25 protein-coding genes are annotated in these 25323 nt (G+C 64.7%); 11 read left to right on the forward strand and 14 right to left on the reverse strand.

Translation table 11 applies throughout. The features are described 5' to 3' along the window. Positions 1–38 precede the first annotated feature (38 nt). From RZV17_RS01685 to purU, 4 genes are all read left to right on the forward strand, one after another. On the forward strand, positions 39–1169 hold the full coding sequence (locus tag RZV17_RS01685; RefSeq protein WP_355606709.1) for an NADH:flavin oxidoreductase/NADH oxidase: 1131 nt from the start codon (positions 39–41) through the stop codon (positions 1167–1169). Between the two features lie 37 nt (positions 1170–1206). Further along, on the forward strand, positions 1207–2082 hold the full coding sequence (locus RZV17_RS01690) for an NAD(P)-dependent oxidoreductase (protein WP_179453445.1): 876 nt from the start codon (positions 1207–1209) through the stop codon (positions 2080–2082). 425 nt (positions 2083–2507) lie between these two features. Continuing rightward, the gene (locus RZV17_RS01695; protein ID WP_039411022.1) at positions 2508–2900 is read left to right on the forward strand and encodes an XVIPCD domain-containing protein; all 393 of its coding nucleotides are present in this window, start codon (positions 2508–2510) and stop codon (positions 2898–2900) included. Between the two features lie 218 nt (positions 2901–3118). Beyond that, complete coding sequence (gene purU, locus RZV17_RS01700; protein WP_166750052.1) at positions 3119–3970, forward strand: formyltetrahydrofolate deformylase; 852 nt, start codon at positions 3119–3121, stop codon at positions 3968–3970. An 88-nt stretch (positions 3971–4058) separates the two neighbouring features. Here purU and RZV17_RS01705 read toward each other — a convergent pair whose 3' ends face one another. After that, positions 4059–4973 (reverse strand): AraC family transcriptional regulator, encoded by a 915-nt coding sequence (locus tag RZV17_RS01705; RefSeq protein ID WP_355606714.1) that lies wholly within the window; start codon positions 4971–4973, stop codon positions 4059–4061. Positions 4974–5071: 98 nt separating this feature from the next. Here RZV17_RS01705 and RZV17_RS01710 point away from each other — a divergent pair, with 98 nt between their 5' ends. Then, positions 5072–5833, forward strand: coding sequence for an SDR family oxidoreductase (locus RZV17_RS01710; protein ID WP_355609098.1), 762 nt, complete (start codon positions 5072–5074; stop codon positions 5831–5833). Positions 5834–6154: 321 nt separating this feature from the next. On the opposite strand, the gene RZV17_RS01715 is transcribed toward RZV17_RS01710, so the two are convergent. From RZV17_RS01715 to RZV17_RS01725, 3 genes are all read right to left on the reverse strand, one after another. Next, the gene (locus tag RZV17_RS01715; RefSeq protein ID WP_355606717.1) at positions 6155–8110 is read right to left on the reverse strand and encodes a choice-of-anchor X domain-containing protein; all 1956 of its coding nucleotides are present in this window, start codon (positions 8108–8110) and stop codon (positions 6155–6157) included. A gap of 304 nt (positions 8111–8414) precedes the next feature. Beyond that, the gene (locus tag RZV17_RS01720; RefSeq protein WP_355609101.1) at positions 8415–9305 is read right to left on the reverse strand and encodes a methylenetetrahydrofolate reductase; all 891 of its coding nucleotides are present in this window, start codon (positions 9303–9305) and stop codon (positions 8415–8417) included. Positions 9306–9479: 174 nt separating this feature from the next. Then, positions 9480–10394: a LysR family transcriptional regulator gene (locus RZV17_RS01725; RefSeq protein ID WP_047694523.1), complete on the reverse strand. Its 915-nt coding sequence runs from the start codon at positions 10392–10394 to the stop codon at positions 9480–9482. A 178-nt stretch (positions 10395–10572) separates the two neighbouring features. Between RZV17_RS01725 and msuE the strand changes: the two genes are divergently transcribed. From msuE to RZV17_RS01740, 3 genes are all read left to right on the forward strand, one after another. After that, positions 10573–11166: an FMN reductase gene (msuE, locus tag RZV17_RS01730; RefSeq protein WP_184368898.1), complete on the forward strand. Its 594-nt coding sequence runs from the start codon at positions 10573–10575 to the stop codon at positions 11164–11166. 151 nt (positions 11167–11317) lie between these two features. Beyond that, on the forward strand, positions 11318–12301 hold the full coding sequence (locus RZV17_RS01735; RefSeq protein WP_355606720.1) for a DUF1852 domain-containing protein: 984 nt from the start codon (positions 11318–11320) through the stop codon (positions 12299–12301). Between the two features lie 27 nt (positions 12302–12328). Continuing rightward, positions 12329–13357, forward strand: a complete 1029-nt coding sequence (locus RZV17_RS01740; protein ID WP_355606723.1) for a methionine synthase — start codon at positions 12329–12331, stop codon at positions 13355–13357. 66 nt (positions 13358–13423) lie between these two features. Here RZV17_RS01740 and RZV17_RS01745 read toward each other — a convergent pair whose 3' ends face one another. Together RZV17_RS01745 and RZV17_RS01750 are read right to left on the reverse strand one after the other, a co-directional pair. Continuing rightward, complete coding sequence (locus RZV17_RS01745) at positions 13424–14875, reverse strand: OprO/OprP family phosphate-selective porin (RefSeq protein WP_355606726.1); 1452 nt, start codon at positions 14873–14875, stop codon at positions 13424–13426. Positions 14876–15624: 749 nt separating this feature from the next. Continuing rightward, on the reverse strand, positions 15625–16503 hold the full coding sequence (locus RZV17_RS01750; protein ID WP_355606729.1) for an SDR family oxidoreductase: 879 nt from the start codon (positions 16501–16503) through the stop codon (positions 15625–15627). Positions 16504–16638: 135 nt separating this feature from the next. Between RZV17_RS01750 and RZV17_RS01755 the strand changes: the two genes are divergently transcribed. The 3 genes from RZV17_RS01755 to RZV17_RS01765 all read left to right on the forward strand — a co-directional run bounded on the left by RZV17_RS01755 (position 16639) and on the right by RZV17_RS01765 (position 20150). Next, on the forward strand, positions 16639–17070 hold the full coding sequence (locus RZV17_RS01755) for a helix-turn-helix domain-containing protein (RefSeq protein WP_228313349.1): 432 nt from the start codon (positions 16639–16641) through the stop codon (positions 17068–17070). 486 nt (positions 17071–17556) lie between these two features. After that, complete coding sequence (locus RZV17_RS01760; RefSeq protein WP_355606734.1) at positions 17557–18054, forward strand: hypothetical protein; 498 nt, start codon at positions 17557–17559, stop codon at positions 18052–18054. After that, positions 18051–20150: a methyl-accepting chemotaxis protein gene (locus RZV17_RS01765; RefSeq protein ID WP_355606737.1), complete on the forward strand. Its 2100-nt coding sequence runs from the start codon at positions 18051–18053 to the stop codon at positions 20148–20150. The genes RZV17_RS01760 and RZV17_RS01765 overlap by 4 nt, the downstream gene beginning before the upstream one ends. Positions 20151–20363: 213 nt before the next feature. Here RZV17_RS01765 and RZV17_RS01770 read toward each other — a convergent pair whose 3' ends face one another. The 8 genes from RZV17_RS01770 to RZV17_RS01805 all read right to left on the reverse strand — a co-directional run bounded on the left by RZV17_RS01770 (position 20364) and on the right by RZV17_RS01805 (position 25284). After that, positions 20364–20720 carry a YfeK family protein gene (locus RZV17_RS01770; protein WP_355606740.1) on the reverse strand — a complete coding sequence of 119 codons (357 nt, stop codon included), beginning with the start codon at positions 20718–20720 and terminating at the stop codon, positions 20364–20366. 79 nt (positions 20721–20799) lie between these two features. After that, on the reverse strand, positions 20800–21039 hold the full coding sequence (locus RZV17_RS01775) for a hypothetical protein (protein WP_355606743.1): 240 nt from the start codon (positions 21037–21039) through the stop codon (positions 20800–20802). A gap of 90 nt (positions 21040–21129) precedes the next feature. Next, the gene (locus RZV17_RS01780) at positions 21130–21591 is read right to left on the reverse strand and encodes a hypothetical protein (RefSeq protein WP_355606746.1); all 462 of its coding nucleotides are present in this window, start codon (positions 21589–21591) and stop codon (positions 21130–21132) included. Between the two features lie 275 nt (positions 21592–21866). Beyond that, positions 21867–22223, reverse strand: coding sequence for a SymE family type I addiction module toxin (locus RZV17_RS01785; RefSeq protein ID WP_355606749.1), 357 nt, complete (start codon positions 22221–22223; stop codon positions 21867–21869). Between the two features lie 537 nt (positions 22224–22760). Further along, the gene (locus RZV17_RS01790; RefSeq protein WP_355606752.1) at positions 22761–23057 is read right to left on the reverse strand and encodes a type II toxin-antitoxin system RelE/ParE family toxin; all 297 of its coding nucleotides are present in this window, start codon (positions 23055–23057) and stop codon (positions 22761–22763) included. Then, positions 23057–23281, reverse strand: a complete 225-nt coding sequence (locus RZV17_RS01795; RefSeq protein WP_047695526.1) for an addiction module protein — start codon at positions 23279–23281, stop codon at positions 23057–23059. The genes RZV17_RS01790 and RZV17_RS01795 overlap by 1 nt, the downstream gene beginning before the upstream one ends. 547 nt (positions 23282–23828) lie before the next feature. Further along, complete coding sequence (locus RZV17_RS01800; RefSeq protein ID WP_355606756.1) at positions 23829–24197, reverse strand: hypothetical protein; 369 nt, start codon at positions 24195–24197, stop codon at positions 23829–23831. A gap of 748 nt (positions 24198–24945) precedes the next feature. Then, positions 24946–25284 (reverse strand): hypothetical protein, encoded by a 339-nt coding sequence (locus RZV17_RS01805; protein ID WP_355606759.1) that lies wholly within the window; start codon positions 25282–25284, stop codon positions 24946–24948. Positions 25285–25323: the final 39 nt, after the last annotated feature.

Here is a 25323-nt window from a genome sequence, read left to right on the forward strand (position 1 = left end):
CATTGCAGCGGTTGTGTCGCAGCGCCGGGCGCAGTGCAATGGGCGCCCCCACGCTGCGTCTGGATGCTGCCTTGAGCCAGTTGTTCACCCCCATCGCCTTCGGCCCGCTCGCGCTCGCCAACCGCATCGTCATCGCGCCGATGTGCCAGTACTCCGCGCAGGACGGCCGTGCCGGCGATTGGCATCGCATCCATCTGGGCACCTTGTCGCAATCCGGTGCCGGCCTGTTGATTCTGGAAGCGGCCGCGGTGCTGCCGGAAGGGCGGATCAGTTACGCCGATCTGGGCCTGTACGACGACGCCACCGAGCAGGCGCTGGACGCGGTGCTGCAGTCGGTGCGCCGCTGGTCGCCGATGCCGGTCGGCATCCAGCTGGCACATGCCGGCCGCAAGGCGTCCACCGATCTGCCCTGGAAGGGCGGCGAGGCCATCGCCCCCGATCACGCGCATGGCTGGCAGACGGTGTCTGCCTCGGCCGTGCCGTTCAAGGCCGGCCAACCGGCGCCGCAGGCATTGGACGAGGCCGGCATCGACGCGGTGGTTGCCGCCTTCGTGGACGCGGCCACACGCGCCGAACGCCTGGGCCTGGACCTGATCGAGTTGCATGCCGCACACGGCTACCTGATGCATCAGTTCCTGTCGCCGCTGAGCAACCAGCGCAGCGATGCCTATGGCGGATCGCTGGAAAACCGCATGCGGTTGACGCTGCGCATCTTCGACGCCGTGCGTGCGGCGGTGTCCGCGCGCATCGCCGTCGGTGTGCGCATTTCGGCCACCGATTGGGTGGACGGTGGCTGGGATCTGCAACAAAGCATCGCCTTGTCGAAGGCGCTGGATGCACGCGGTGCGCACTACATCCATGTCTCCAGCGGCGGCCTGGACCCGCGTCAGCAGATTCCGGTGCAGGCCGGCTATCAGATTCCGTTCGCGGAGCAGATCAAGGCGCAGGTCGCCACGCCGGTGATCGGCGTAGGCCTGATCACCGAACCGGCGCAGGCCGAAGCGATTGTGCGCGACGGCCAGGCCGATGCCATCGCGCTGGCGCGTGGCATCCTGTACGACCCGCGCTGGCCGTGGCATGCCGCCGCCGCGCTGGGTGCCTCGGTCACGCCTGCGCCGCAATACCTGCGCTGCGAACCGCGCGATGCGCGTGGCGTGTTCGGCAATTGATCCGCACCATCAACGCCATTCCGAACAAGGACAACGCATGCCGATAGGGTTTCTGGGGCTGGGCACGATGGGCCTGCCGATGGCGCACAACCTGCTGCGCGGCGGCTTTGCGTTGAGCGTGTGGAACCGCTCGCCGGAACGCGCGCAGTCGCTGCGCGAGGCCGGTGCCACCGTCGTGGACGCGCCGCTGGCTGCGGCGCATGGCCCGCTGCTGTTTTCGATGCTGGCCGACGATTATGCGGTGCGCCAGACCGTGCTGGACGGTGGCGTGCTGGATGCGCTGCCGGCCGGCAGCGTGCACGTCAACATGGCCACCATCTCGGTGGCGCTGGCACACGAGTTGACCGCCCTGCACGCCGAGCGCGGGGTGGCTTATGTGGCCGCGCCGGTACTCGGCCGTGTCGATGTCGCTGCAGCAGGCAAGCTCAACATCCTGGCTGCCGGCGATGATGCCGCGCTGGCCCGCGTGCAGCCGATGTTCGATGTGCTGGGGCAACAGACCTGGCACATCGGCAGCGCGCCCGAGCAGGCCAATGCCGTCAAACTGGCCGCCAACTTCTGCCTGGCCAGCGCCATCGGCGCCATGGCCGAAGCCAGTGCACTGGCACGCGGCCACGGCGTGGACGCCACCCAGTTCCTGGGCATGCTCACCAGCACCTTGTTCGCCGCGCCCGCGTATCAGGGCTACGGCAAGTTGATCATGCAACGCCAGTACACGCCGGCGGGCTTCACCGCCACGCTGGGTCGCAAGGATGTGGATCTGGCCATCCAGGCCGGTGCCGACAGGCAGGTGCCGATGCCGCTGGGCGAACTGCTGCGCGCCAACCTGGACGAGGCCATCGCCCATGGCGACGGCAACGCCGATTGGGCAGTGCTGGCGGAAGTTGCCGCACGTCGGGCGGGGCAGGCGTAGCGCGGGCGACAACGCACTGGCGGCGGCATGCGTACTGCTTGCGAGGTGAGTTGGTTCAAGAAACGTAGGGCGCTGCTGCAGGCGCACCTTCAATGCAACGAACATCATGGCCGGGCGCAATGACGCGTCTGCATCTGCACAGCATTGCGGCCAAGCAGCGGGCGCGGCAGACGTCAACGCCGCTGCACCGCACGTCAGAGCGCCGCCACACCGTCATGCCGCGCTCCGGGTGTTGGCTGGCTTGAGGCAATCTGCGCAAGCGGCTAAGGTGCCTGCTCGATTCGGCCAGGCACCGCGCTGCGGGATGCGCAACGCGGTCCGGCCACCACCAGCGCCTTCACGGAGAATGCGATGCGATACCTGCACAACAGGCCCGGTTCCACCGCGTGCCCTTCGCGCGCAGCAGCCTGTGCCGGTGACGCGCAATGACCACCCCGCCGGTCGTCAGCCAGGGCCAGGTCGGCCCGGACCATCCCGAGCATCCGGACCATTATCTGTTCGCGCAGATTCGTGAAGCGGTGGGTGTGCTCGATGCCGAATTGAACAAGCCCACCGACGCGGCCAGCGAGCGCATGGCCGCGCGCTTGTTGCCGCTGGCAAAACAGCATGGCTTCGACCAGGTGGACCACGTGGTGCTCAGCCGTCATCTGGGCGAGGTCGGCGAAAACGTGTTCCTGGTGCGCGGTGATCTGGGCGACCCGGCGCATCTGCGCGCGCACATCACCACCCAGGACGCGATGGACACCTCGGTAGAAGACTCGCTCGCGCAGCTGGATGAAATCAATCGTCGCCTGATGCTGCGCCTGCCGCCGCGCTGAGCGGCACGCGCGATCTCCAGCCCGGGCCGGGGCGATGGTGTGACCGCCACCTTGCCAATCGATAGGCTGCTGCTCGTGTCACGCCAGCGGCGCCGCGGCGACCAGCACCGTCGTTCGCGGTGCAGCGTCATCGGTGCTATCGCCTCGCTCGCACCATGCAACAGTTACCGACGCAAGCACTGCGCCAGCGGCGTCATGCATTGGCTATCATTGCGCCGATGCGCTCCGACTACATCCTTACCCTGTCCTGCCCCGATCGCACCGGTATCGTGTACCGCGTCACCGGGCTGCTGTTCGATCTGGCCTGCAATATTCTCGACGCCCAGCAATTTGGCGATGACGAGAGCGGCCGCTTCTTCCTGCGCGTGCATTTCGACAAGCCGCCGGGCACGGATATCGCCAGCCTCGAGCAACGGTTTGCCGTGTTGGCCAACGAATTTCAGATGACGTGGCAGTTGCACGATGCGCGTCGGCGCGCGCGGCTGCTGGTGCTGGTGAGCAAGCAGGGCCATTGCCTCAACGATCTGCTGTTCCGCATGCATAGCCGGCAATTACCAGTAGACATCGCGGCGGTCGTCTCCAACCACACCGACTTCGCGCCGCTGGCGGCGTCCTACGGCATCGCCTTTCATCATCTGCCGGTCAGCGCCGACACGCGTGCCGCACAGGAAGCGCAACTGCTCGCGTTGGTGGATGATCTGCACATCGATCTGGTGGTGCTGGCGCGCTACATGCAGATCCTCTCGCCCGGTCTGTGCCGCGCGCTGGCCGGGCGCGCCATCAACATCCATCACAGCTTCCTGCCCAGCTTCAAGGGCGCCCAGCCGTATCACCAGGCGCACGCGCGCGGGGTCAAGATCATCGGTGCCACTGCGCACTACGTCACCGAAGACCTGGACGAAGGCCCGATCATCGAACAGGACGTCGCCCGCGTCGACCATGCCATGACGCCACGCGACCTGGTGCGCCTGGGCAGCGATACCGAATCGCTGGTGCTCGCCCGCGCGGTGCGTCGCCATGTCGAGCATCGCATCGTGCTCAACGGACATCGCACGGTGGTGTTTCGCTAGCGGCCAGGCCGCATTCCCGTCACCACGGGCCGGTTGCGTCGACGCAATCGGTTCGCATCATGCGCGCTTGCGCATGCCGGCCGTGGCGTCACAGCGCTTCTGCCGCCGCACTATGCGCGCGCGCATAGTGCGAGGGTGCACTGCCGGTGTGACGAGTGAAGGCTACGCTGAAGCTGCTGGCCGAGCCGTAACCCACCCGCTGCGCCGCCTGCGCAACGCCAAGCCCGTGTTCTGACAGCAGTGTCTTTGCCAGCGCCATGCGCCATGCCAGCAGATATTCCATCGGCGCCATGCCCATCGCACGATTGAAGCGCGTGAAGAACGAGGATCGCGACAGCGCCGCTTCGCTGGCGAGCGCCTCGACCGTCCACGCATGCGCCGGTGCAGCGTGCAGTGCGCGCATCGCCGCTGCCAGGCGCACATCGGAGAGTGCGCGCACCAGCCCTGGCGTTGTGTCGCTCGCTGTCAGCGAGCGCAAGGCTTCGATCAACAGCACTTCCAGTAGCCGCGCAAGCACCTCCGCGCGTGCGGGTCGGGTTGCGCGTGCCTCTTCGCCCACCAGATTCACCAACGTGGCAAGGCGTGGCTCACCACGCACATGCACCAGCCGCGGCAGCAGCGACACCAGTAGCGCGGCATCGGGCGAGCCGAAGCTGCAATGGCCAATCACGACACGAAGATCTACCGGGCCGTCCTGCGCACCGATACGGAAACTGCCATCGCCCATATCGGTCGGCACCGTGTGGGCGTGCCCGGCCGACGCCAGCACGCTGGACAGCGTGATGGCGAGCATGGCAGGTGCCAAAACGAAGTCGCCCGCTTCAAGAACGCGTACCTCGCCATCCTCAAGCGCCAGCCGGCACGATCCGTCGATCACCGCGCAGTAAAACGGGCCTGGCGCATCGGAGCGGCATACCGACCACGCACCAGCACCAACCACAAGCTTGGAAAACCGTGCCGCCGGCCGGAGCAGCAGTACAACCTCGGCAAGCGGGTCAAGCATCGTTGGACTCTGGCAAATGGATCAAATACTTTCAGATATCGAAAGTATGGTTCTTGAAGCCTAACGTACATCTCTCGTCACGTCACCGAGGGTGCTTCATGCAAACCGTACTCATCACTGGCTGCTCGTCGGGCTTTGGCCTGGCAACCGCCACCTATTTCCTGGAGCGCGACTGGCGCGTGGTCGCCACCATGCGCACGCCACGCGATGACCTGTTTCCGGCGTCGCCCCGGTTGAAGGTATTGCAGCTCGATGTCACCGATACCGACAGCATCCAGGCCGCGGTTGCTGCGGCAGGCACGATCGACGTCCTCGTCAATAACGCAGGCTTCGGTGCGCCCATGCCGCTGGAACTTGCAAGCCTGCAGTCGGTACGCGAGCTGTTCGAAACCAACACCTTCGGTACGCTTGCAGTGACGCAGGCACTCTTGCCCCAGATGCGTGCGCGCCGTGCCGGGGTCATCGTCAATGTGTCGTCGAGCGCAACGCTCAAGCCGCTTCCGCTGATCGGTGCCTACCGCGCAGCCAAGGCCGCGGTGAACGCGCTGAGCGAATCGCTGGCCACCGAGCTGGAGGACTTCGGCATTCGCGTGCGGGTCGTCTCGCCAGGCTCGTGCGGAGAGACGGCATTCCGTGCCACCGCTCGCACCGGTCTGCGTGGTCTCGACAACGCGGTCTATGGACCGTTTATGCAGCAGACAATGGCACGCATGAGCGCGTCCACTGGCCCGGGAACCCAGTCGATCGATGTTGCCGAAGCGATCTGGCGCGCAGCCACCGACCTGGACGCGCCGATGTTCATCCCTGCAGGCGCAGATGCAGAACTATGGGCATCCGAAGCGGCTCGGATCAGCCAATAAGACTGCTCGAACGCTGCACCGCACGCTAGCGGCTAAGTGTGTCGAACATGCGGCGCCTCGCCGATGGTGAGGCACACCGTGGATCCGTCCGTGGAGTTGCGTTGGCGGCATCCGTGCCGCCAACGGTTCCGCAATGGTCAGCACATCGCAGCAGGCCGTTTGCTGGTGTCTTTATCGAGAGGCATGCATGCCGGCCATCTCGATTTCAGGCAGCGATTGTTCGTGGCCCGCTCTGTTTGTAGCAACGCACCGGCGCTCCCATGCATGCCGCAATGGCCGACACGCGCGCCGGCCATCTTCGTGCGTACCGCGAACACTGCACTACCTGGCCGCATTCGCATTCATCACCGCATTGCGGTTGGCATCCAGATACTGCGCCGGATCGCGCATACCGGTGGTGTGGCATTGGCCGGTGGTGTGGCCACGGTTGACGCCGCCGGGCAGCTGCGCATTGACCTGCTCCACGGTGCCGTCTTCCGGGTCATTCAACACCAGGTCCGAGGCCGCATTGCAGTAGTCGTTGGTATACCAGTTGGTCTTGGCAAACGAGGTGGTGTAGTAGTTGACCTTGGCGCGCGCATCGGCGGGAATGCCGGCCAGCCAGGCCTTGGCGCCGTCGTAGGTCATGTCCGCATTGGTGCCGCAGCCCACGCCGAACCACGACCCCACCGCGGCCAGGACGCCGGACAGATTGGTGCCCTGGTACGGCGTGCCCACCGACTGCATCACGCGGCCGCCGCTGGCGTTATCCAGTCCGCTCCAGTAGTAGGTGTACAGGTGCAGCGCGGCCATGCCGCCCTGGCTGTGCGCCACCGTGGAAAACGACGACCACTGGCTGGCGAACTGCGCAATGCGCTGTGCGAACTGGTCGTTGCTGCGGTTCTGCTTGGCGTCCAGGAACGTGGACGCATTGGTGAACTGCGCCTGTGGCCACACGCCGTTGGAGCAGTAGCCGTGCACCAGCACCAGCTGCGAGCCGGCCGCCTGCGGCTGCGCCATCGCGGCGGCACTGGCCAGCGCAGTCGGGCGCGGGCCCATGCGCATGCTTTCGTCGATGCCGCCGGTGGCCCGCGCGATGCTGGCGCGCCGCAATGCGGGCAGCTGCAACGGCAAAGTGCCGGCCTGCACCAACGGGATGTAATGGTCCGGGTCTTCGATGCGCAGCCCACGCAGCGAGAACGGTGCGCGCGCGCCCGCACGTGCGATCCAGCGCTCGTCCAGGCTCAGCGGCAGCTGCCCCTGCTGCGGCGTGAGCATGCCGCCGATCCACGCCACCGGCACGTCCTTGCCCTTGGCATCGGTGCCCCAGACCTGGCCGAACACGCGATAGTGCGACGGTGCATTGCCGCGTGCCGCCACCGGCAATGCCAGTGTCAGCCGGGTACCGTCGGTCGCGCGTGCGCTGAGCGCATTGCCCAGCAAGCGCAGCGAGGTATCCAGCACCGGCATCACGTGCTCGCTGGTCCGCACGAACGGCTGCCCGGCCTGATCGTGGCCGCGCACGATGACCTGCGCAATCCAGGTGCCCTCGCGGCCTGGCTGGAAGCTCCCGCCATACACGCCGTCGCCGGCAGCGCCATCGTTGTGTGCGCCGTCGTCGGCCATCGGCAGGACCCGCACCGCGCCTTGCGGATCGATCACCCGCAGGCTGGCGTCGTCGATCTGCCCCGCCTGGCCGGCGAGCAAGGTGGTGCCACGTGCATCGCTGCCGCTGAGCATCGCATTGAGCGTCAGCGACTTGCCCACCAGCTGCTGGCGGTCACGCGGGTACGATGCCAGCTGCGTGCGTGCATCGCCTTCCATCAGCACATACCCGCGCTGCGCCACCGGCGAGGCCGATTGCAGGGTCAGCGACCAGTTGCCGTTCTGTGCAGATTCCACCGCGTAGCGCATGCCGCTGGCGCCGCTCTCGGCGGTGCCCAGCAATGTGCGCTGTGCCTGCACCTGCGGCGCGGCAGCGGCGCGTGCGCCGGCAACACGTGGTGCCGCCACGGCGGCATCCCAGGCCTGCTCGCCGGCCAGCACCATGAAACGCAGGCGGCCGTTTTCCACCGGCAGCGTGCCCTGCCAGCGTGCGGCGTTACCGGCCGGCGCCAGCTCCACCGGCAACAGGGCGCTCTTGGACAGGATCGCCGACTCGGCCGGATCGGGCGCGCGCATCTGCGCGAATTCCTCCGGTGGGCCGGCAAGCAGTTTGGGTTGCAGCTCGGCCGCCGCCAGCGGCAGCGAGACCAGCGACAGGGTGCACATCACGGACAACAACGAGGGCTTGGGCATGGCGACATCTCTCCTTGGACGTTGCGGATGCAATGCCATCGCGCGCAGCAACGGCATCGGATGCAGCGCCCCCTCGCCGCGACTCGCCGATGGTTATACCCCGCGCGTATGACAAGCCTGCTGTGCGCTGCAACACCTCACGCGTGCAGCAGAAAAACACCAGAATCAAATAGTACGTTCTGTGATTCCGGTCGCGGACACGCCCACGTTCGCCCTGTTTTTGCCGATCGATCTGCCGCCCAGGGCGGCTGCTGAGCGCCGAACCGGCGAGCGTGCGCGGCACCGGTGGGCGGGCACCATCTGTTTAGGTCGTCGGCAGATCGGTGGCCGCGGCAAGCGCCGTGCAGGAGCGGTAGTGCTCGGCCCACGCGAGCGACCGTGCGATGCCGCCGAACGGAAACATGTGCAGGCGCACATCGCCGTGCGCTGGCGTCAGACCTGCCGCGAGGCGATCGACAAAGTGGTCCGGCCCTGCGGTCCCCAACAGCTTGCCGAGCGAGATGCCGTACTTGGACAGCATCGCTGCGCTCGCGCCCACACCGCAGCGTGCGGCATAGCGCGCAAGCACCGCAACGCCGGCAGGACCAGGCACGCCCACGCGTACCGGAGCTTCGATGCCATGCGCGCGCAGCGCGTTCAACCAGGTCAGCACCAGGTCGGCATCGAACGCGAACTGGGTGACGATCAGGGGCGCCATGCCGCGCTCGGCGATGCTGCGACACTTGCGTTGCAGCACCGCCCATCGATCGTCTGCATGCATGGCCGGATGTCCTTCCGGATGTCCCGCCACGGCAATGGTCTTGATGCCTGCGCGCTCGAATACGCCTGTCGTGATCAGCGCCAGGCTGTCCGGAAACGGCCCGAGCGGTAACGACGGATCGCCTGCAACCACCAGGCAGTGCGCAACGCCGGCGTCATCGACGGCGCGCCCGACAAAGGCCTGCAGCGCGTCCCGTGAGGCGATGCGACGCGCGGACAGGTGGGGCATGGGCGCAAAGCCAAGCCCGCGCACCCGCTGTGCGGCAGCCAACCGCGTCGCGTCGTCCTGGCCGGGCAGCGACGGGATGGCAATGAGGGTGCCAGGCACGATCCGCGGTGCCACCGCAGACAACGCGGCAATGTCGTGTGCGCCCACCTCCAGCGAATAGGCATCGGTCAGTGTGCTGGCGGGCCTGGGCGTGGCTGGATGCATCAACAGGCGTTCCGTTCTTTGATGGAGTGGCGCAGGCATGTCCGCACTGATGACCGAAGGCCGGGCATCGGCATGGCCTTCATCAACGCACCAGAGTGCGGCGCGCTGCAGCAACGCAGCACATCGCGGCGTAGCCGCCGGGCGACCCAGGTGGCGTGCACAGGCCAGTGGCGCGCATCAGGTGGCCGCCGGTGCGTCAGCGGTGGCATTGGCAGGCTGGCGCGCCAGTTCGATAAAGGCGCGCAGATAGTCGACGGTGATATCGGCCTCGCGTGCGCCCAGGTAGATCTGCTTGGGGATGCCGCGCGCACCCAGCCGCACCGGCACCACCTCCATCCTGGCCGCGTACTCCTCCACCAGCCAGCGCGGCATGGCGGCCACGCCGCGGCCGCTGGCCACCATCTGCATCATGATGTCGGTGGTTTCGATGGCCTTGTGGCGCCGTGGCGTGACACCGGCCGGCAGCAGGAACTGGCTGTAGATGTCCAGCCGCTCCAGGTCCACCGGGTAGCTGATGAGCACCTCGCGGGTCAGCTGCTGTGGCTTGACGTAGGCCGCCGATGCCAAGGCATGACCCTTGGCCACGACCAGCACCTGCTCGTAGTCGAACACCGGCTCGAACCGCAGCCCCGGTTTGAACAACGGGTCCGGCGTGACCAGCAGATCGATCTCGTAGCCGAACAGCGCGCCGATGCCGCCGAACTGGAACTTCTGCTTCACATCCACATCCACGTCCGGCCAGGTGGCCAGATACGGCGCCACCAGCTTGAGCAGCCACTGGTAGCACGGATGGCACTCCATGCCGATACGCAGCGCACCGCGTTCGCCCTGCGCAAACTGCCCCAGGCGCTCTTCGGCCAGATCCAGCTGCGGCAGCACCCGGTTCGCCACCGCCAGCAGGTACTGGCCGGCCTGGGTCAGGCGCAGGCTGCGCCCTTCGCGCAGCCAGATGTCGGTGCCCAACTGCTGCTCCAGCTTTTTCATGCTGTGGCTCAGCGCCGACTGGGTCAGGTTCAACACGCCCGCCGCAGCGGTCAACGACCCTTGCTGCTCGACCTGCTGGACGATGGTGAGATGGATGCGCTCAAGCATTCAGATGATCCGAATTCATGGATTGTTGAAATAACACCATTTTACTTCATTGAATGCGACCCCTAGCATCGGGATCGTCGTCGCTCGCCCGCTTCGGAACCCGCCCGCAGCCAGATGTCTGCACAGGCGGGCCCCCTCCGACGGCGCCACGCGCCTCCCACTGCTCAGGTCACCCCCCATGACTGCACACCCGCCACATCCGCTCCGCGTCGTTGCCGTCTCCGGTGGCCTGCAACGCCCCTCCAAGGCCGCTGCCCTGGCGCAACACCTGATGGCCCTGATCGGCGAAGCGGTGCCGTGCGAACAGCATCTGGTCGAACTCGGCGCCCTGGCACCGCACTTTGCCGGCGCGCTGTGGCGCTCGCAGTTGCATGACACGGTAGAGCAGGAACTTGCCGCCGTGGAGCAGGCCGACGTGCTGGTGGTGGCCACACCGGTGTATCGCGGCTCGTTTACCGGGCTGTTCAAGCATTTCTTCGATTTCATCCATCAGGATGCCCTGGTCGACACCCCGGTGCTGCTGGCGGCCACCGGCGGCAGCGAACGCCATGCGCTGGTGATCGACCACCAACTGCGGCCGCTTTTCAGTTTCTTCCAGGCACGCACGTTGCCGCTGGGCGTCTACGCCACCGACCGCGACTTTCTGGATTACCGCGTGCACAACGAGGCGCTGGCCGAGCGCGCCAGCCTGGCGGTGCAGCGCGCACTGCCACTGATCGCACTGACGCGGCCCGCAAGCCCCGGCGCCGCAACCACGGTGGCCGCCGCCTGAGCCTGAGCGGCATCCGCTCCACGGCGGTCATCTGCGGCAGGAGCCATTGGTGCCCGCCCGCACATCCGCAGGCCGGGAACGCATTCATCCGACACCCACCGCTGCGCCGCAGAGCGCGCGTCTCATCCAACGAATCAAGGCGTCAGTTGCAATGACTCAGCAATTCACCTTCACCATCAAGAGCCTCCGCTTCGACGAGGACTATCAACCCGCGGCCAACACGCGCAACACCACCAACTTCGCCAACCTGGCCAGAGGCGAGCGTCGTCGGGAGAACCTGCGCAACACATTGGCGATGATCAACAACCGCTTCAACGACCTGGCGCACTGGGACAACCCCACGCGTGACCGCTATGGCGTCGCGCTGGAGATCATCTCTGCCGAGATGCACATCGACAGCAACGCAGCGGGCGATGCGTTTCCGTTGATCGAAATCTTGAAGCCCACCATCGTCGACCAACACACCGGCGCGCATATCGACGGCATTGCGGGCAACAATTTTTCGTCCTACGTGCGCGACTACGATTTCAGCATCCTGCTGCCCGCACACAATCAGGACGCCACCGGCTTCGCCATCCCGGAGGACTTCGGCAGCCTGCACGGCACGCTGTTCAAGCAGTTCCTGCACTCGGATGCCTACACCGCGCGCTTCGACAAGCCACCGGTCATCTGCATCAGCGTCTCCAGCAGCAGGACCTACCACCGCACCGGAAACCAGCACCCCATCCTGGGTATTGAATACAGCCAGGACGAGGGCTCGTTGACGGACCGGTATTTCGCGAAAATGGGCCTGAAAGTGCGCTATTTCATGCCGCCCGGCAGCGTCGCGCCCTTGGCGTTCTATTTTGTCGGCGACCTGCTGAGCGACTACGGCAACCTGGAGCTGATCGGCACCATCAGCACCATGGAAACCTTCCAGAAGATCTACCGGCCGGAAATCTACAACGCCAATTCCGCGGCGGGGGCGATCTATCAGCCCAGCCTGAAACACCAGGATTATTCGTCCACCCAGATCGTCTACGACCGCGAAGAGCGCAGCCGCCTCGCCGTGACCCAGGGCAGGTTCACCCAAGAGCACTTCATCCGGCCCTACGGCAACCTGCTCGCGCAATGGGCCTCCCGCCACGCCTCCTGATCACCACGCCTACAAGACACCAACATCATGACGAAGCTGCTCCCCACCTCAACCGCCGGTAGCCTGCCCAAGCCGTCCTGGCTTGCGCAGCCGGAGACACTCTGGTCGCCCTGGAAACTGCAGGACGCCGCACTGATCGAAGGCAAGCAGGACGCCTTGCGCCTGTCGCTGCAGGAACAGCAACACGCCGGCATCGACATCGTGAGCGACGGCGAACAGACCCGCCAGCATTTCGTCACCACCTTCATCGAACACCTCAGCGGTGTCGATTTCGAAAAGCGCGAAACGGTCAGGATTCGCGACCGCTACGACGCGAGCGTACCGACCGTGGTTGGCGCGGTGAGCCGGCCCAAATCCGTGTTCGTGGACGATGCCAAATTCCTGCGCCAGCAAACCCGTCAGCCCATCAAGTGGGCGCTGCCGGGCCCCATGACCATGATCGACACGCTCTTTGACGCACACTACAAGAGCCGCGAAAAGCTCGCCTGGGAATTTGCCAAGATCCTCAACCAGGAGGCCAGGGAACTGGAAGCGGCCGGCGTGGACATCATCCAGTTCGACGAGCCGGCCTTCAACGTGTTCTTCGACGAGGTCAACGACTGGGGCGTCGCCACCCTGGAGCGTGCGGTGGAAGGGCTCACCTGCGAGACTGCCGTGCACATCTGTTACGGCTACGGCATCAAGGCCAATACCGACTGGAAGCAGACCCTGGGCTCGGAGTGGCGCCAGTACGAAGAGTCGTTCCCCAAGCTTCAGACATCCTCGCTCGACATCATTTCGCTGGAGTGCCACAACTCGCACGTGCCGATCGATCTGATCGAACTGGTGCGCGGCAAGAAGGTGATGGTCGGCGCCATCGACGTGGCAAGCACCACGATCGAGACGCCGCAGGAAGTGGCCGAGACCTTGCGCAAGGCGCTGCGGTTCGTCGATGCCGACAAGCTCTACCCGTCCACCAACTGCGGCATGGCGCCGCTCGCCCGGCATGTCGCACGCGGCAAACTCAGTGCGCTTAGCGCAGGCGCGCAGATCGTGCGCGGAGAGTTGTCGGCTTAAGGACCAGCGGCACAAGAAAGCCCCCCGCAAGCGGGGGCTTTTTCGTTTTCCATCGAGTTGCAGGGATCAATAATTGACCTGCAACTGCAGCCGCAGCAGATCGCCCTCCACCACCGGGTACGGCGCGGTGGTGACGTCGGTGCGCTTCATCTTCGAATAGGCAAACACCAGCTCCAGCGCGTCCATCGGCTGCCACTCGATACCGGCTTCCACTTCGTCCAGGCGCATGCGCGGGGCGTTGGTATCGAACTTGGAGCCGCCACGGTAGGTCTGCCATTTGAGGTAGGGCAGCAAGGTGCCGTAGTTGCCATCGTGCTTGTACATCGCCTGCACGTAGCCGCCGCTCAGCGAGCGGGTGCGGATGCGGCGCTGTTCCACATCCAGTTCCGGGCCGCGTCCCACCGTCCACTCGGCCTGCAGGCCGAACGGCTGCGGATAATAAATGATGTGTGCGGCCACGCGCTGGTCGGTGTAGCCGTTGGGGTCGGTGATGGCCGGAGTGAAGTTGCGCCCGCCGATGTTCACTGCCGCCGCGGTCGGCACAAAGCGCCCGCTGTACGCATCGGCGCCCACTTCCAGGTACTGCCCGTTGGCGAACTTGAACGGGTAGGTGGCATGCACCACCGCATGCATGCTGTCGTTACGCTCGGCGCGGTTGGCGCCCTGGCCGTTGTATACGCCCGCACCCAACACGCCATAGTCGCCCGAGCCCTTCAGACCGGATTTGACCAGGTCCTGGAAGCGGCCCTTGGCCACGGTGGGGCTGTAATAGAACACCGCACCGATATCGCGTTCGTCGCGCAGGCCGGAGTTGAGCGCATCGGCGCGGTCCAGGGTGAGGCGGTTCTGGCTGGACTGCAGGTTTTCCCAGCCGTACGGCATCTTCGACTGGCCCACACGCACGCGGTACTCGCGCTTCTTGTCGAAGAAGATGTCGGCGTAGGCATCGCGCAGCTGCGCGAAGTTGGTGGTGTTGGTGCCCGCCGGCGTGCTCGCAAAGTCCGGCTGGAAATACAGCGAAACATGCTCGTTGAGATCGCCGCTCAACACCAGGCGCGCGCGCCGGATGCCCAGGCTCTGGTCGTTGCCGATGAAGCGGTCGCCCGGCGCGCGCAGGTCCTGCGCATCGCCGCCAATGCCCTGGTTGTAGCGGATCTGGGTGTAGCCACGCAGGCTGAGCTTGTCGTACCACTTCTTGCCGGCATCGCTGGCCTTGGCCGGTGCGGGCGCCGGGACCGGGGCGGGGGCAGCCTGGGCAACGGCGGTATCGGCCGGTGTGGTGGCGCCCGGCGCGGGCGGCAGTGGCTGTGCGGGGGCGGCGGGCATCGCCGACGCCGGCAGCTTGCCGTTCTCGTCCACCTGCACGAACTTGCCCAGCTTGTCGCGGCCCGGCGCCGGCTCGGCGAAGATCTGCTTGGTCTTGCGGTCCACGTACAGCTCCAGCTCGGCGGCCAGCGTGCTGCCGCTGGCGGTGGCGCTGAGCGCGCACAGGACGGTGGCGAGATTGCGTTTTTTCATTGGTCCGGCTCGTGCAAGGGGAAACGGGTCGGCGGCTGCGTCGCGCCGGCGCTGCCCGAAAGGCGCTGCGCAGCATGGAAGCGCCTGCCAGGGCGCCGGTCGTCCTGACGTAGCGGCAAGGGCAGTAGTTATATTTAGATTTGATGTCAGTTTGGTGACATCGGCAGGCCGGCCCATCGCGGCCCTTGTGTCACCGTCGTGTCGGAGCGATGGCAGTTATGCGACCGGCGTGAGACGAGCCCAGCTGCGCGCGGGTTGCCGGGGCCGGGCCGGGCGGTGCACGCGAGCCCGCCGGAACGGCATGAGAGCGAGCGCGCATGGTCAGACGATGTCGTAGGCATGGCTACGCGGTGCCGCGTGCAGAACGCGCCGGGGCAGCTGGTGGGACGAGGGAGGGCGCCTGCGCCGTCATCGCGCAGCGGCGAGCAGGGCCAGCAGAGAAGCGCGACATCGGTACGGTGCTGCCGCCCTGCGCAACGCCACAATTGCAGCACGCCTGTTTTCCGGGCTGTGCATTCGCCCGCAACCTTCAGATAACCAGTGCCGCTTCGGCATGATCACAGCAAGATGTTGCCGGACAAGACGCGCACGGGCGTGCACTGGATGCCCGACGACCGGGGGAAGCCAGCTGCAGGTAGTGAAGACCACGCAGCTCGCCGTGATCGCGAACGATCACGGCGAATGCCATCGAAACAGAGCAAGCCACTGCGTGTCGAGACCGTCGGCAACGCAGTGGCCGCCAACGCGACTCAGCGTGCGGCCAGCGCCGCCGCCACTGCGTCGCGCAGCGGGGTGGTGGGGCGGCCGATCAGCCCGCTCAGGGTGCGGCTGTCGTCGAACAGGCTGCCACCGCGTGAGGACGCAGAGCACTGCGCCAGCACCTGGGCGAAGCCGGCCGGCAGGCCGATCTGCACCAGCGCCGCCGCGTAATCGGCTTCCGGCAGGTCGTGGTAGGCCACCGGCTTGCCCGACTGCTGCGCCACTTCGGCGGCGTACTCGGCCATGCTGAAGGCGGTATCGCCGGCCAGCTCGTACACCTGCCCGGCCTGCGGCGCCTCCGAGGCCAGCACCGCTGCCGCTGCCGCCGCATAGTCGGCACGCGTGGCGGCGCTGATCCTGCCCTCGCCGGAGCTGCCGATCACCGCGCCGTGCTCCACTTCAGCCGCGATCGAGCCGGTGTAGTTCTCGGTGTACCAGCCGTTGCGCAGCAGCACATGCGGCACGCCGCTCTCGCGCAGCAGCGCTTCGGTGGCCACGTGCTCGTCGGCCAGCGACAGCGTGCTGGTCTCGGCATGCAACACGCTGGTGTAGGCGAGCAGCTCCACCCCGGCGCGCTTGGCCGCCTCGATCACGTTGCGATGCTGCGGCACGCGCGCGCCCACCGCGTTGGACGACACCAGCAACACCCGGCCAACGCCGGCAAAGGCCGCATCCAGGCTCTGCGGGTCTGCATAGTCGGCCCGACGCACCGCGATGTCGCGTTTTGCGAACTCGGCAAGTGACGCGGTATCGCGGGCCGTTGCTACGATGCGGCTGGCGGGCACGCGTTCAAGCAGCGCTTCGACAACCAACGCACCCAGCTGCCCGCTGGCGCCGGTGACAAGAATCAGGGGGGATGCAGATGCCATGGTGTGCTCCGATAGGGTTGTATAAGAGATTTGGTCTACTATTTAGACCGTGTTGTCCGCCAGCATAGTGTCAGCGCCGCCCGGGCCTCCGCAAGGAGGCAGTTTTCCTCCTCCTGGTTACTGAGAGATACCCCCGTGAATGCGATTGCCTTGTTCCCGCCGCCGCCTTCTCTTGAAGGTCCCTTCGACGCTACCAAGTGCCCCGTGCGCGATGTGCTCGACCAGATCGGTGACAAGTGGACCTTGCTGATCCTGTTGACGCTGATCCCCGGGCCGTCGCGTTTCAGCGCCATCCAGCGCGCCGTGCCGGACATCTCCAAGCGCATGCTGACCCAGACCCTGCGCAACCTCGAGCGCAACGGCATGATCACCCGCAAGGTCTACGCCACCAAACCGCCCAGCGTGGAATATGCGCTGTCCAAGCTGGGCATCGCACTGCTCGGCCCGGTCTCGCAATTGCTCAACTGGGCCGGCGAACACCACGCCAGCATCCGCGCCGCCCGCGAGCGCTTCGACCGCGCGCAACAGGCGCTCGTGGCAATGGACCCCGAAGAAGCGATGGCATAGGCGCAGCCGTGTCTGGGGTGGAGCGCGCACGCAGGGACGCCTCAAGTGCACAGGTGCGCGCTACGCGCCCGGTCGATTGCCGCTCGCCGGGCTGACAGCGCGACAACCACTGGGCTGGTGCGCTGGATAGGCGGCCCGGCGACCGATGAGCTTGCGCTGGGCAGCCTCCGCTACATCTTGCAAGTTTCCGATGCCGCTTTCCCAGCCCGTTGATCAAAGCTGGTCAGCGCGTGAGGGCATCGTGTCACCAGCGATCACTCCGCTGTCCGATGCCCGTCGCCGCAAAACGTGAAGGCGCGCTCACAAATACCCGTTTTGGCTAAACGCAGTGCTGAGTGCAAATAGTGCCGGCAGCTCATAGAAGCCTTGTCCCGCAACAAAAACGTCTTTGGCTATCGCCGCCATCGTAAATTTCGATCGCAAGCCGCCTCAAGCGCAGCAGGTCGCATCCGATAAGGGCTCACCTTCTCTCGCGAACCCCGCGCCATGCCCTTGTTCGGCAGCATCTCTCCTGCATCGCGCCGCACCCTGGGCGCCGCCCTGCTTGCGCTGTGGTGTGGCTGGATCGTGGTGGCGTGGACAACGCCACGCGCGCACGCAGGTGATCTGGTCAGCGCCTGGGCGCAGGTCCAGGCCAGCCTGCCAGCGGCCCAGCCGGCGCCGATGCTGATCGGCGTCGCAGGTGCCTGCACCTGCGCGGATCTTGCAAGCGATCGCGCCTGGGCCATGCTCAGCAGCGCAGTGCGCGCCCGCGGCGGCCAGGTGCGCCTGCTCGACAGCCCCGCACTGCGCGGTAGCGGCTATTCGGTGTGGTTGCTCGGCGCTGACGGCCAACCGCGCTACGCCGGCCCGGCCGATGGCGGCGCCGTGTGCGGCACGGCCGGTGCGGCGGATTGGTCGCGCTGGCTTCCCAACGTACTGGCGCGCACCCCGAGTGCCGCGTTGGCTTTCCCTTGTCCATGTGCCGTGGAGTCGCTGTCATGATGGAACTGCCCGCATCGGCGCCGCCGAGCTCCAACTACGCCACGCGCCTGGCGATCAAGGCCGACCGTCTGTTTCTGTGGCTTGCCGCGCTGCAGAGCGCCGGCTCGCTGGCGCTGGCATGGAGCCAGGGCCAATGGACCACGTTCCTGGCAGTGACGCTGCCCAGCCTGGTGCTGATGGCCTGGCAAGTGCACGCCAACCCCGGCACGCGCCTGACCCGCATCACCAGTGCGCTGGTGCTGATGGCCCTGGTCGCGGCCACCATCCAGCAAGCGCATGGCCTGGTGGAAATGCACTTCGGCGTCTTCGTGATCCTGGCGCTGCTGCTCTATTACCGCGACTGGCTGCCAGTGGTGGTCGCCGCCTGCGCCATCGCCGTGCATCACCTGGCGTTCTATTGGCTGCAATCGCGCGGCATGCCGGTGCAGGCGTTCACCATGGGCAGCGGCTTCGGCATCGTGGTGTTGCACGCCGGCTATGTGATCGTGGAAACCGCCTTCGTCTGCGTCATGGCGGTCCAGTTGCGGCGCCAGGTCGATGCGCTTGATCACGAAGCCGAAGCGCTGGCCGAACTGGCCGACACGCTGGCAGCCGGCGCCACCTTGCCACCGGCGATCCTGCGGCAGACCTTCCGCAGCGGATCGCTGGCGCAGGCATTGGTGCGCATGAGCGTGCAGGTGGAAGAGCGCACCGCACAGCAACAGCACCTGCTGCTGGAAAACCGACGCATCCGTCTGGCGCTGGATGCATCGGCCATGGCCGTGGCCATCGTCGACGGGCAGGGCACCGCCATCTACCGCAATCAATCGTTCCAGCAACTGAGCACGCAAGTCGACAGCAACGTACTGCACACCGCGCTCGCCGATGCCGTGCAGTTGCGGCATGACGCCGGCACCAGCAGAACGCGCGCGCTGGCTGCGTTGCAGCTGCAGGAAAACATCACCCCCGTCCGCGATCACGACGGCGCCTCGCTGGGCGTGGTGGTGGAATGGCAAGACCGCACCCAGGAGCTGGCGCTGGAAGAACAGCTGGCCACCGTCATTGCACACGCCACGCGTGGCGAGCTCTGCGCCCGTCTGCAGGGGCACGCCAAGGGCGGCACGCTCGGCCAATTGGCCGATGGCGTCAATCAATTTCTCACCATCACCGACGACAGCCTGCGGGACATGCGCCAGATGCTGGCCGCGATGTCGCGCGGCGATCTCTCGCAACGCATCGATCGCCAGTGCGAAGGCGTGTTCGAACAGATGAAGCGCGATGCCAATGCCACCGCCGACGAACTCGCCCGCATCATTGCGCAGATCCGTAGCTCCAGTACCGCCATCAATCACGCCGCCGGCCACATCCTCACCCGCAACGATGCGCTGGAACAGCAAGTGCAGCGCCATTCGGCCACCTTGGGTCGCACTGCCACCCAGGTGCAGGCCGTGCTCGGCACCATGCAGCAGCACACCGCACAGGCCGCAGACGCCGACAAACTCACCGCCGCCGCATCCGAGGCCGCGCGCAGCGGTGGCGACACCATGCACCAGGCGATGGGCACCATGCAGCAGATGGAGCAGGCCTCGCTTCGCATCCAGGACATCGTCTCGGTCATCGACGGCATCGCCTTCCAGACCAATATCCTGGCTCTGAATGCCGCCGTCGAAGCCGCACGCGCTGGCGAAGAAGGCCGCGGCTTTGCGGTCGTTGCCAGCGAAGTGCGCGCGCTGGCGCTACGCTCGTCCACCGCGGCCAGCCAGATCAAGACACTCATCGGCGAATCGGTCACGCAGATGCAAGCCGGTGTACAACAAGTCCGCCACGCAGGCGAGGGCATGCAGCACATCGTCGCCACCATCGGCCAGGTCAGCAGCACGCTCAGCAAGATCGCGGCGGCCTCGCAACAGGAAGCCGGCAGCATCGCACAGGTGCATCACACCCTTACCGGCGTTGATACCGACATGCGCGACGGCGTCACCCGCATGCAGGACGCCAGCGCCGCCGCACGCGCCATGGGCGACCATGCCGCGCAGCTGCAAGATGCGGTGAGTGCGTTTGTGGCGGATGGCTTCGATGGCCGCGCTGCTGTCGTGCAGAGGCTACGCGTTGCCTGATCAACGCTGGCCTCTCGTTGGCGCGCGATAGTGCCGCGGCTGATCTTGCCCGATCGCCGGTGCTGACGCCGGCCTTTCCAGCACCGATCGATGCAACCAGCAATTTCGGCCGGCCGGTCCACAGAAGCGATCCAGTAGTAGCTGCCAGCGCCTACAGCAGGCGAGCCCGCAACGCAGATGCTGCAGCGCAGGCCTGATGCCGACGCCTGCCGATTACTTGCGCAACTCTCGCAGCTTGCCAGTGAACCAGGATTGGCTGGATACCGGCGCAGCGTTCCCGCAACGTACCTGATACGGCGTGCCCGACATGCTGCTCTTGGTGGCGGCAAGTTCGATGAATGACTCGGTGGAAGTCACCAGTCCCTTCTTCTGCAGGTACGCGTACTTGCGTTGCAAATGTTCGCTGGCTTTCGGCGCCGCGTACCACACCCCATTGCGCGAGAACTCGCAGTTCGATTGCGCCAGGACCTTGAAAAGCTGACTAACCTCACGCGTGGTGGCCGGTGAAATATCTTGCGCCGACGCAGAGGTACCAAGCAGCAGTGCAATCAGAAGGAATTTAGCGTTCATCGTTCGATCTTAGCGCGAAGCAAGCACCCCACAGTAGGCGTGCGGACCGGCTGAAGCGGCATGGCTCAGCCCACTGGCGCTAAACAGGCTCAGGGACGTAGCGCAACAGCGTTGAACCCTCAAAATAATTTCCGTAGTACTCATTCGGCCGCAGCCCCGGGTTCGCCTCAAAATCGATGTAAGGCTTGGAACAATGCGGGCAGCGAAACGGATTGAGGTAGGCGTAGCTGGACCCGTCCGGCGCCAAGGGCAGTGCCTGTTCCAGCGCAGCAAGCGCCTGGGCATCGGGCTCGGACAGCGCTGCGGGGCTGCCGGGCAACTGGCTGTCGACGGTGATGGTGTAGCTGCCGGACCCGGAATAGAAGTAACCCGCCTCGCTGAAGCCGGCATGGTAGGAGCGGATCAGGAACTAGCGCTTGCAGTGCTCGCACTCGCAGGAAAGCAGCACGTTGCTGCTGGTGACAAGTCCGCTGAAATGCAGCCCCCTCGCAAACAGCCCCTTGCCTGCAAGGGCAGCGTTGGAAATGGCCGCACCCGGCAGGAAGAACGGCTGAAACCGGATCCCCACTGCCTTGCCCGTGGCAAACGCATCGGGGTCGAGCTGCTCGGTCTGGGAAATGACGCAGTCCGCCTGGCAACCCAGGTTGGCGTGCACCCGAATGGAAAAGTGGAACCACCCAGATGCGGCACCGAGTTCATGTCGGTGCACGTCTCCTGTCGAATCGACAAACTCCAGGATGCTATCGGCTTCCAACCACACACACGGTTTGATCTCGCATGGAAGATCGCTTTGGCTGATCCGACACAGCTCGCGTCCATTGGCTTGAACACTCAATAATGCAGCGGCTTTCTTCTTGAAGATGGAGAACATGCTGTCCTTGGCGATATGGCGTGAGGGAAAGAGTGGTGGGCAAGATCCGGACAAACTGAAATGTCAGCGCGGCTCAGGTCGAATGACCATTCAATGCAGCCACCGCAGCCGGAATGTGCTGGGTTACACCACGCACCGTGAATGCTATCGATTTCTCAGGGCGTAGCGGCGAGTGTGCATGATGCGGGACATGTGCGACATGTGCGACAAACGCAACATCCTCGATGTGCTCAATGTGACGCTGTACGTCTGCGTTACGTGCACGGCACGCCTGGTTAATCCGTAGGTACCACACTGACCACCAGCTCGCCGTTGCGCAGGCGGATCTGCACCTTGCTGCCGATGGCAAAGCCCAGTTGTTCCAGCCAACGTCCGCGCAAGCGCAGGGTGGGGATGCGGTGGTTGCTGGCCGGGTAGTAGCCGTAGCCGATGGTGCAGTGGTGCGGGGCGCGTGGATGCCCTGGCCGCGGCGTGCGTGGCTCGCCGCGTGGCTCGGGGATCGGCGCGCGCTCGGCGTACACCCGTGGCGGGATCGAAGGATCGAGCGTGCGCCAGCCGATCTCGGTAGGCGGCGGCACCGTGGCGCGCTTGCGCCCCGACGTAGGACGGGGTGGGGATGGGGATCGACGCATGGCAAAGCCCTCCTTGACCAACAGGCCCCGCCGCCGGGTGGCGACGGGATGTCGGGAGGTTAGAAACCGCGAACAGTCGGCGGGCGTATTTCCCCGAGGGGTCTTGTATTAGCCGCCCTCCCGACGCAGAGCATCGCGTCGGCTGCCCCCGCAAGAATCTGCAGGCACAAAAAACCCACCGGTTTGACGGAGGTGGGTACCGCTGTTCGAGGAGTTTCTACGCTCCTTGAGGTAGAGATTGCTGCGGGTTTGTTGGGATGTCAACTGCCCGGCGGCCGGGCCTCGATAAACTTAGGCCTCACCAAGGGTTGTCCCGGTGTCGATTCCTCGCATTTCCGTACTAACTAAAACTAGAGGTCTGCGGTTGAAACCATCCAAAGCGACAGAGCCTCAGAGACAAGCCAGCGCTACTCGGTCATCAGGGCATCAGGTGCCTGGCCTGACAGGTCTACTCTCAGCTCTCGCCAAGTAATCTTCATGTGCGCCCTCACGCCTCAATAAGCCATTCCGCAAGGTGGGTCTGGCTTGAACGAATTATTAGCCTCCAGCGCGACGGACCAGTGCTGATGGATCACGCCGATGATGGAACACCGCAACGACAAGAAACTCATCACCGTGAACCCGATAAACCAGTGAGAACGGAAACCTGCGCAACAAAACCCGCCGACAGTTACCGGCAACAGCCTCGAACGTCTCTGGGCTTCTTACAGCTGCGGCCACAGCAGCATCCAAAGCCCGAGCAAATTCCAAGCCAAGTCCAGCAGCGCGAGACTCATACCAGGCCTGCGCCTCAAGAGCCTCAGTCCTGGCTTGAGGCCGAAATAAGACACGCATTAGTGATTGCGCTGGAAAAGCTCAGCGCGGACCTGATCCCAGGGCACCGCAGTCGCCGGATCCAGGTCATGCTCTTGCAACCGAGCCTGCACTGCCTGGAGCTGGGCAGGTGTCAACGTCGCAGACTCCGGACTCTCAGCAGCAATACTGTCCCAAATGTCTTCCGCAAGCTGGATACGCTCGGCTATGGAGAGCTTGAGGAAATCGGGTCTGGGCTTGCTCATAGGGGCAGTATAGACCGATGCACTTCTGGGAGCTAACGCATGAGTCAAGCCATGCCGCGAAGCGGCATCGGCTTGACTGAAATGTTAGGGCCCACTAGACGACGGGCTAGCAAGCCGAAAGTTAAGCCGCACGCCAAGGCCACGGGGAGAGGTTGAAGGAAGTCCCCGTAGAGCATCCAGGCGGGGAAGGCGCCATAGTAGCGCCATGGATTGGATATGCGAATAACGCAGATTGCCAACAGCTAGGCAGTGGGAATAAAAGCGCATGTGGCTGAATTTGGAATCTTGCGAATACTCAAGCCACCCAACGTGAGTATTGGCAGAAGACTTGTGAAGGATACACCTGAAAGGCCAATCCAAAGAATGGTGTCTGGAGTCGTTATGTTCCAGCGGGATGGCCAATAAGCAAAGTACGTGCCGAGCGACAGGGCCGCGGCTATGATCCAGGCGCCTCCCATGCAAAGTCCGAATCGCAGCATACGTTTCATGTAGGCCCTAACGCTTGAATTAAGCCGCGCCGCGAAGCGGCGTCAGTTTGAAGGAATTGTTAGATCGCACCCTTCGTGGATGCGATCTTTAGAAGCAATAGCACAACTATTACCACCGCAAATAAAATCGCATTAGTCTTTACGCGCTTTGCCGTTATCGCGGCCCGCTTGATCTTGTTTGCTTTCCCTTCGGTGATCCGTGCGAACTGAGCAAGTTCGGCGACGCTCTCTTGGGTATATGCATCAGAAACGATCTTGGCCACATCGGGTGGCAATGACGGGATGTACTTGTCAAGGAACTCTTCCTGAGGCCGATAGGCTGCTGCTAGGTCGCCACCCGCAGCCGCAGCATGGTTTATCGCCGCCCAGTGCTTTCTGGCAATCTCACGTACGAGCTCAGGGTCGTTTGGATCTATCACCATGTTCACGAGTAAGCCTCCGTGCAGTCTAACGCTTGAATTAAGCCGAGTTGCGAAGCAACTTCGGCTTGAATGAGTTGTTAGGCAGTGAGTGGCCGCAGAAGTTGGACGTTGCAACCCTGCTCCCCAGTACTGCCGCCTGCCCCGAGTGTGCCACAGCTTGCGGGATGGGGCTTGCCCAGCTACGCCGCGGTGCGTGATGCGACCGAAGCCAAGTGCAACGAGCGCAGCGCGGCAACAACGTACGAGGGCGAAGCACCGAACTTACCGCAACCAACAACGGTGATGACTGCTGTCCGGAGCCAACCGCATGCACGCCTGCGAACTCACCGAAGCGTCAACCAACAACGCATTTGCTCCACCAGGGCCTAACGCGTGAATTAAGCCGAGTTGCGAAGCAGCTTCGGCTTGAATGAGTTGTCAGGCAGTGAGTGGCCGCAAAAGTTAGATGTTGCAACTTTGCTCCCCAGCACTGCCGCCTGAGCCGAGTGTACCACAGGTTGTGAGATGGAGCTTACCCAGTGTGCAGCGACGCATAGTGCCACCGAAGCCAAGTGCAGTGAGCGCAGCGCGCCCCCAACGAAGGAACCGAAGCACCGGACTCACCGCACCCGTAACGGCGGTGACTGCCGCCCGCAGCCGACCGCATGCGTGCCAGTCGACTCACCGAAGCTGCAACCACCGACGCGTTTGCTCCATCACCGCCTAACGGCCGAGTTAAGCCGTGCCGCGAAGCGGTATCGGCTTGAACGAATTGTTAGGCGGCATGCGCGAGGTAGTGAAGGATGTATCCCGAATACACGAGTGAGCCAGCCGCCAGCTCTGCTTTGAAGCAATCGTTGAGAGCAGCCTCAGTACGGAAGCCGTACTCTGGAAGCTTTTGCCCAGCAAAGCTTGCCAGTCGCCAAAGGTCAAAGCCATGGGTCTCTCCGTGCTCACCGAAGTCGAAGTCTACCGCCCCACTGGGCAGTTTGACCGAACAGCCGTAGCCATGTTTGAAATACGGAACGTCGCCTGTGAGCGTGCCGCGTTGAGGAATGCCGTTAGCTGCCCAGTCTCTATTTGTGGCGGGTAGGTCTATACCCGAATTGCGCATGAGTTCAACTGATACGCCCAGGGTTTCCTAGACATCTCA

It is taken from the genome of Xanthomonas cannabis, from assembly GCF_040616535.1.
Classification (GTDB): domain Bacteria; phylum Pseudomonadota; class Gammaproteobacteria; order Xanthomonadales; family Xanthomonadaceae; genus Xanthomonas; species Xanthomonas cannabis.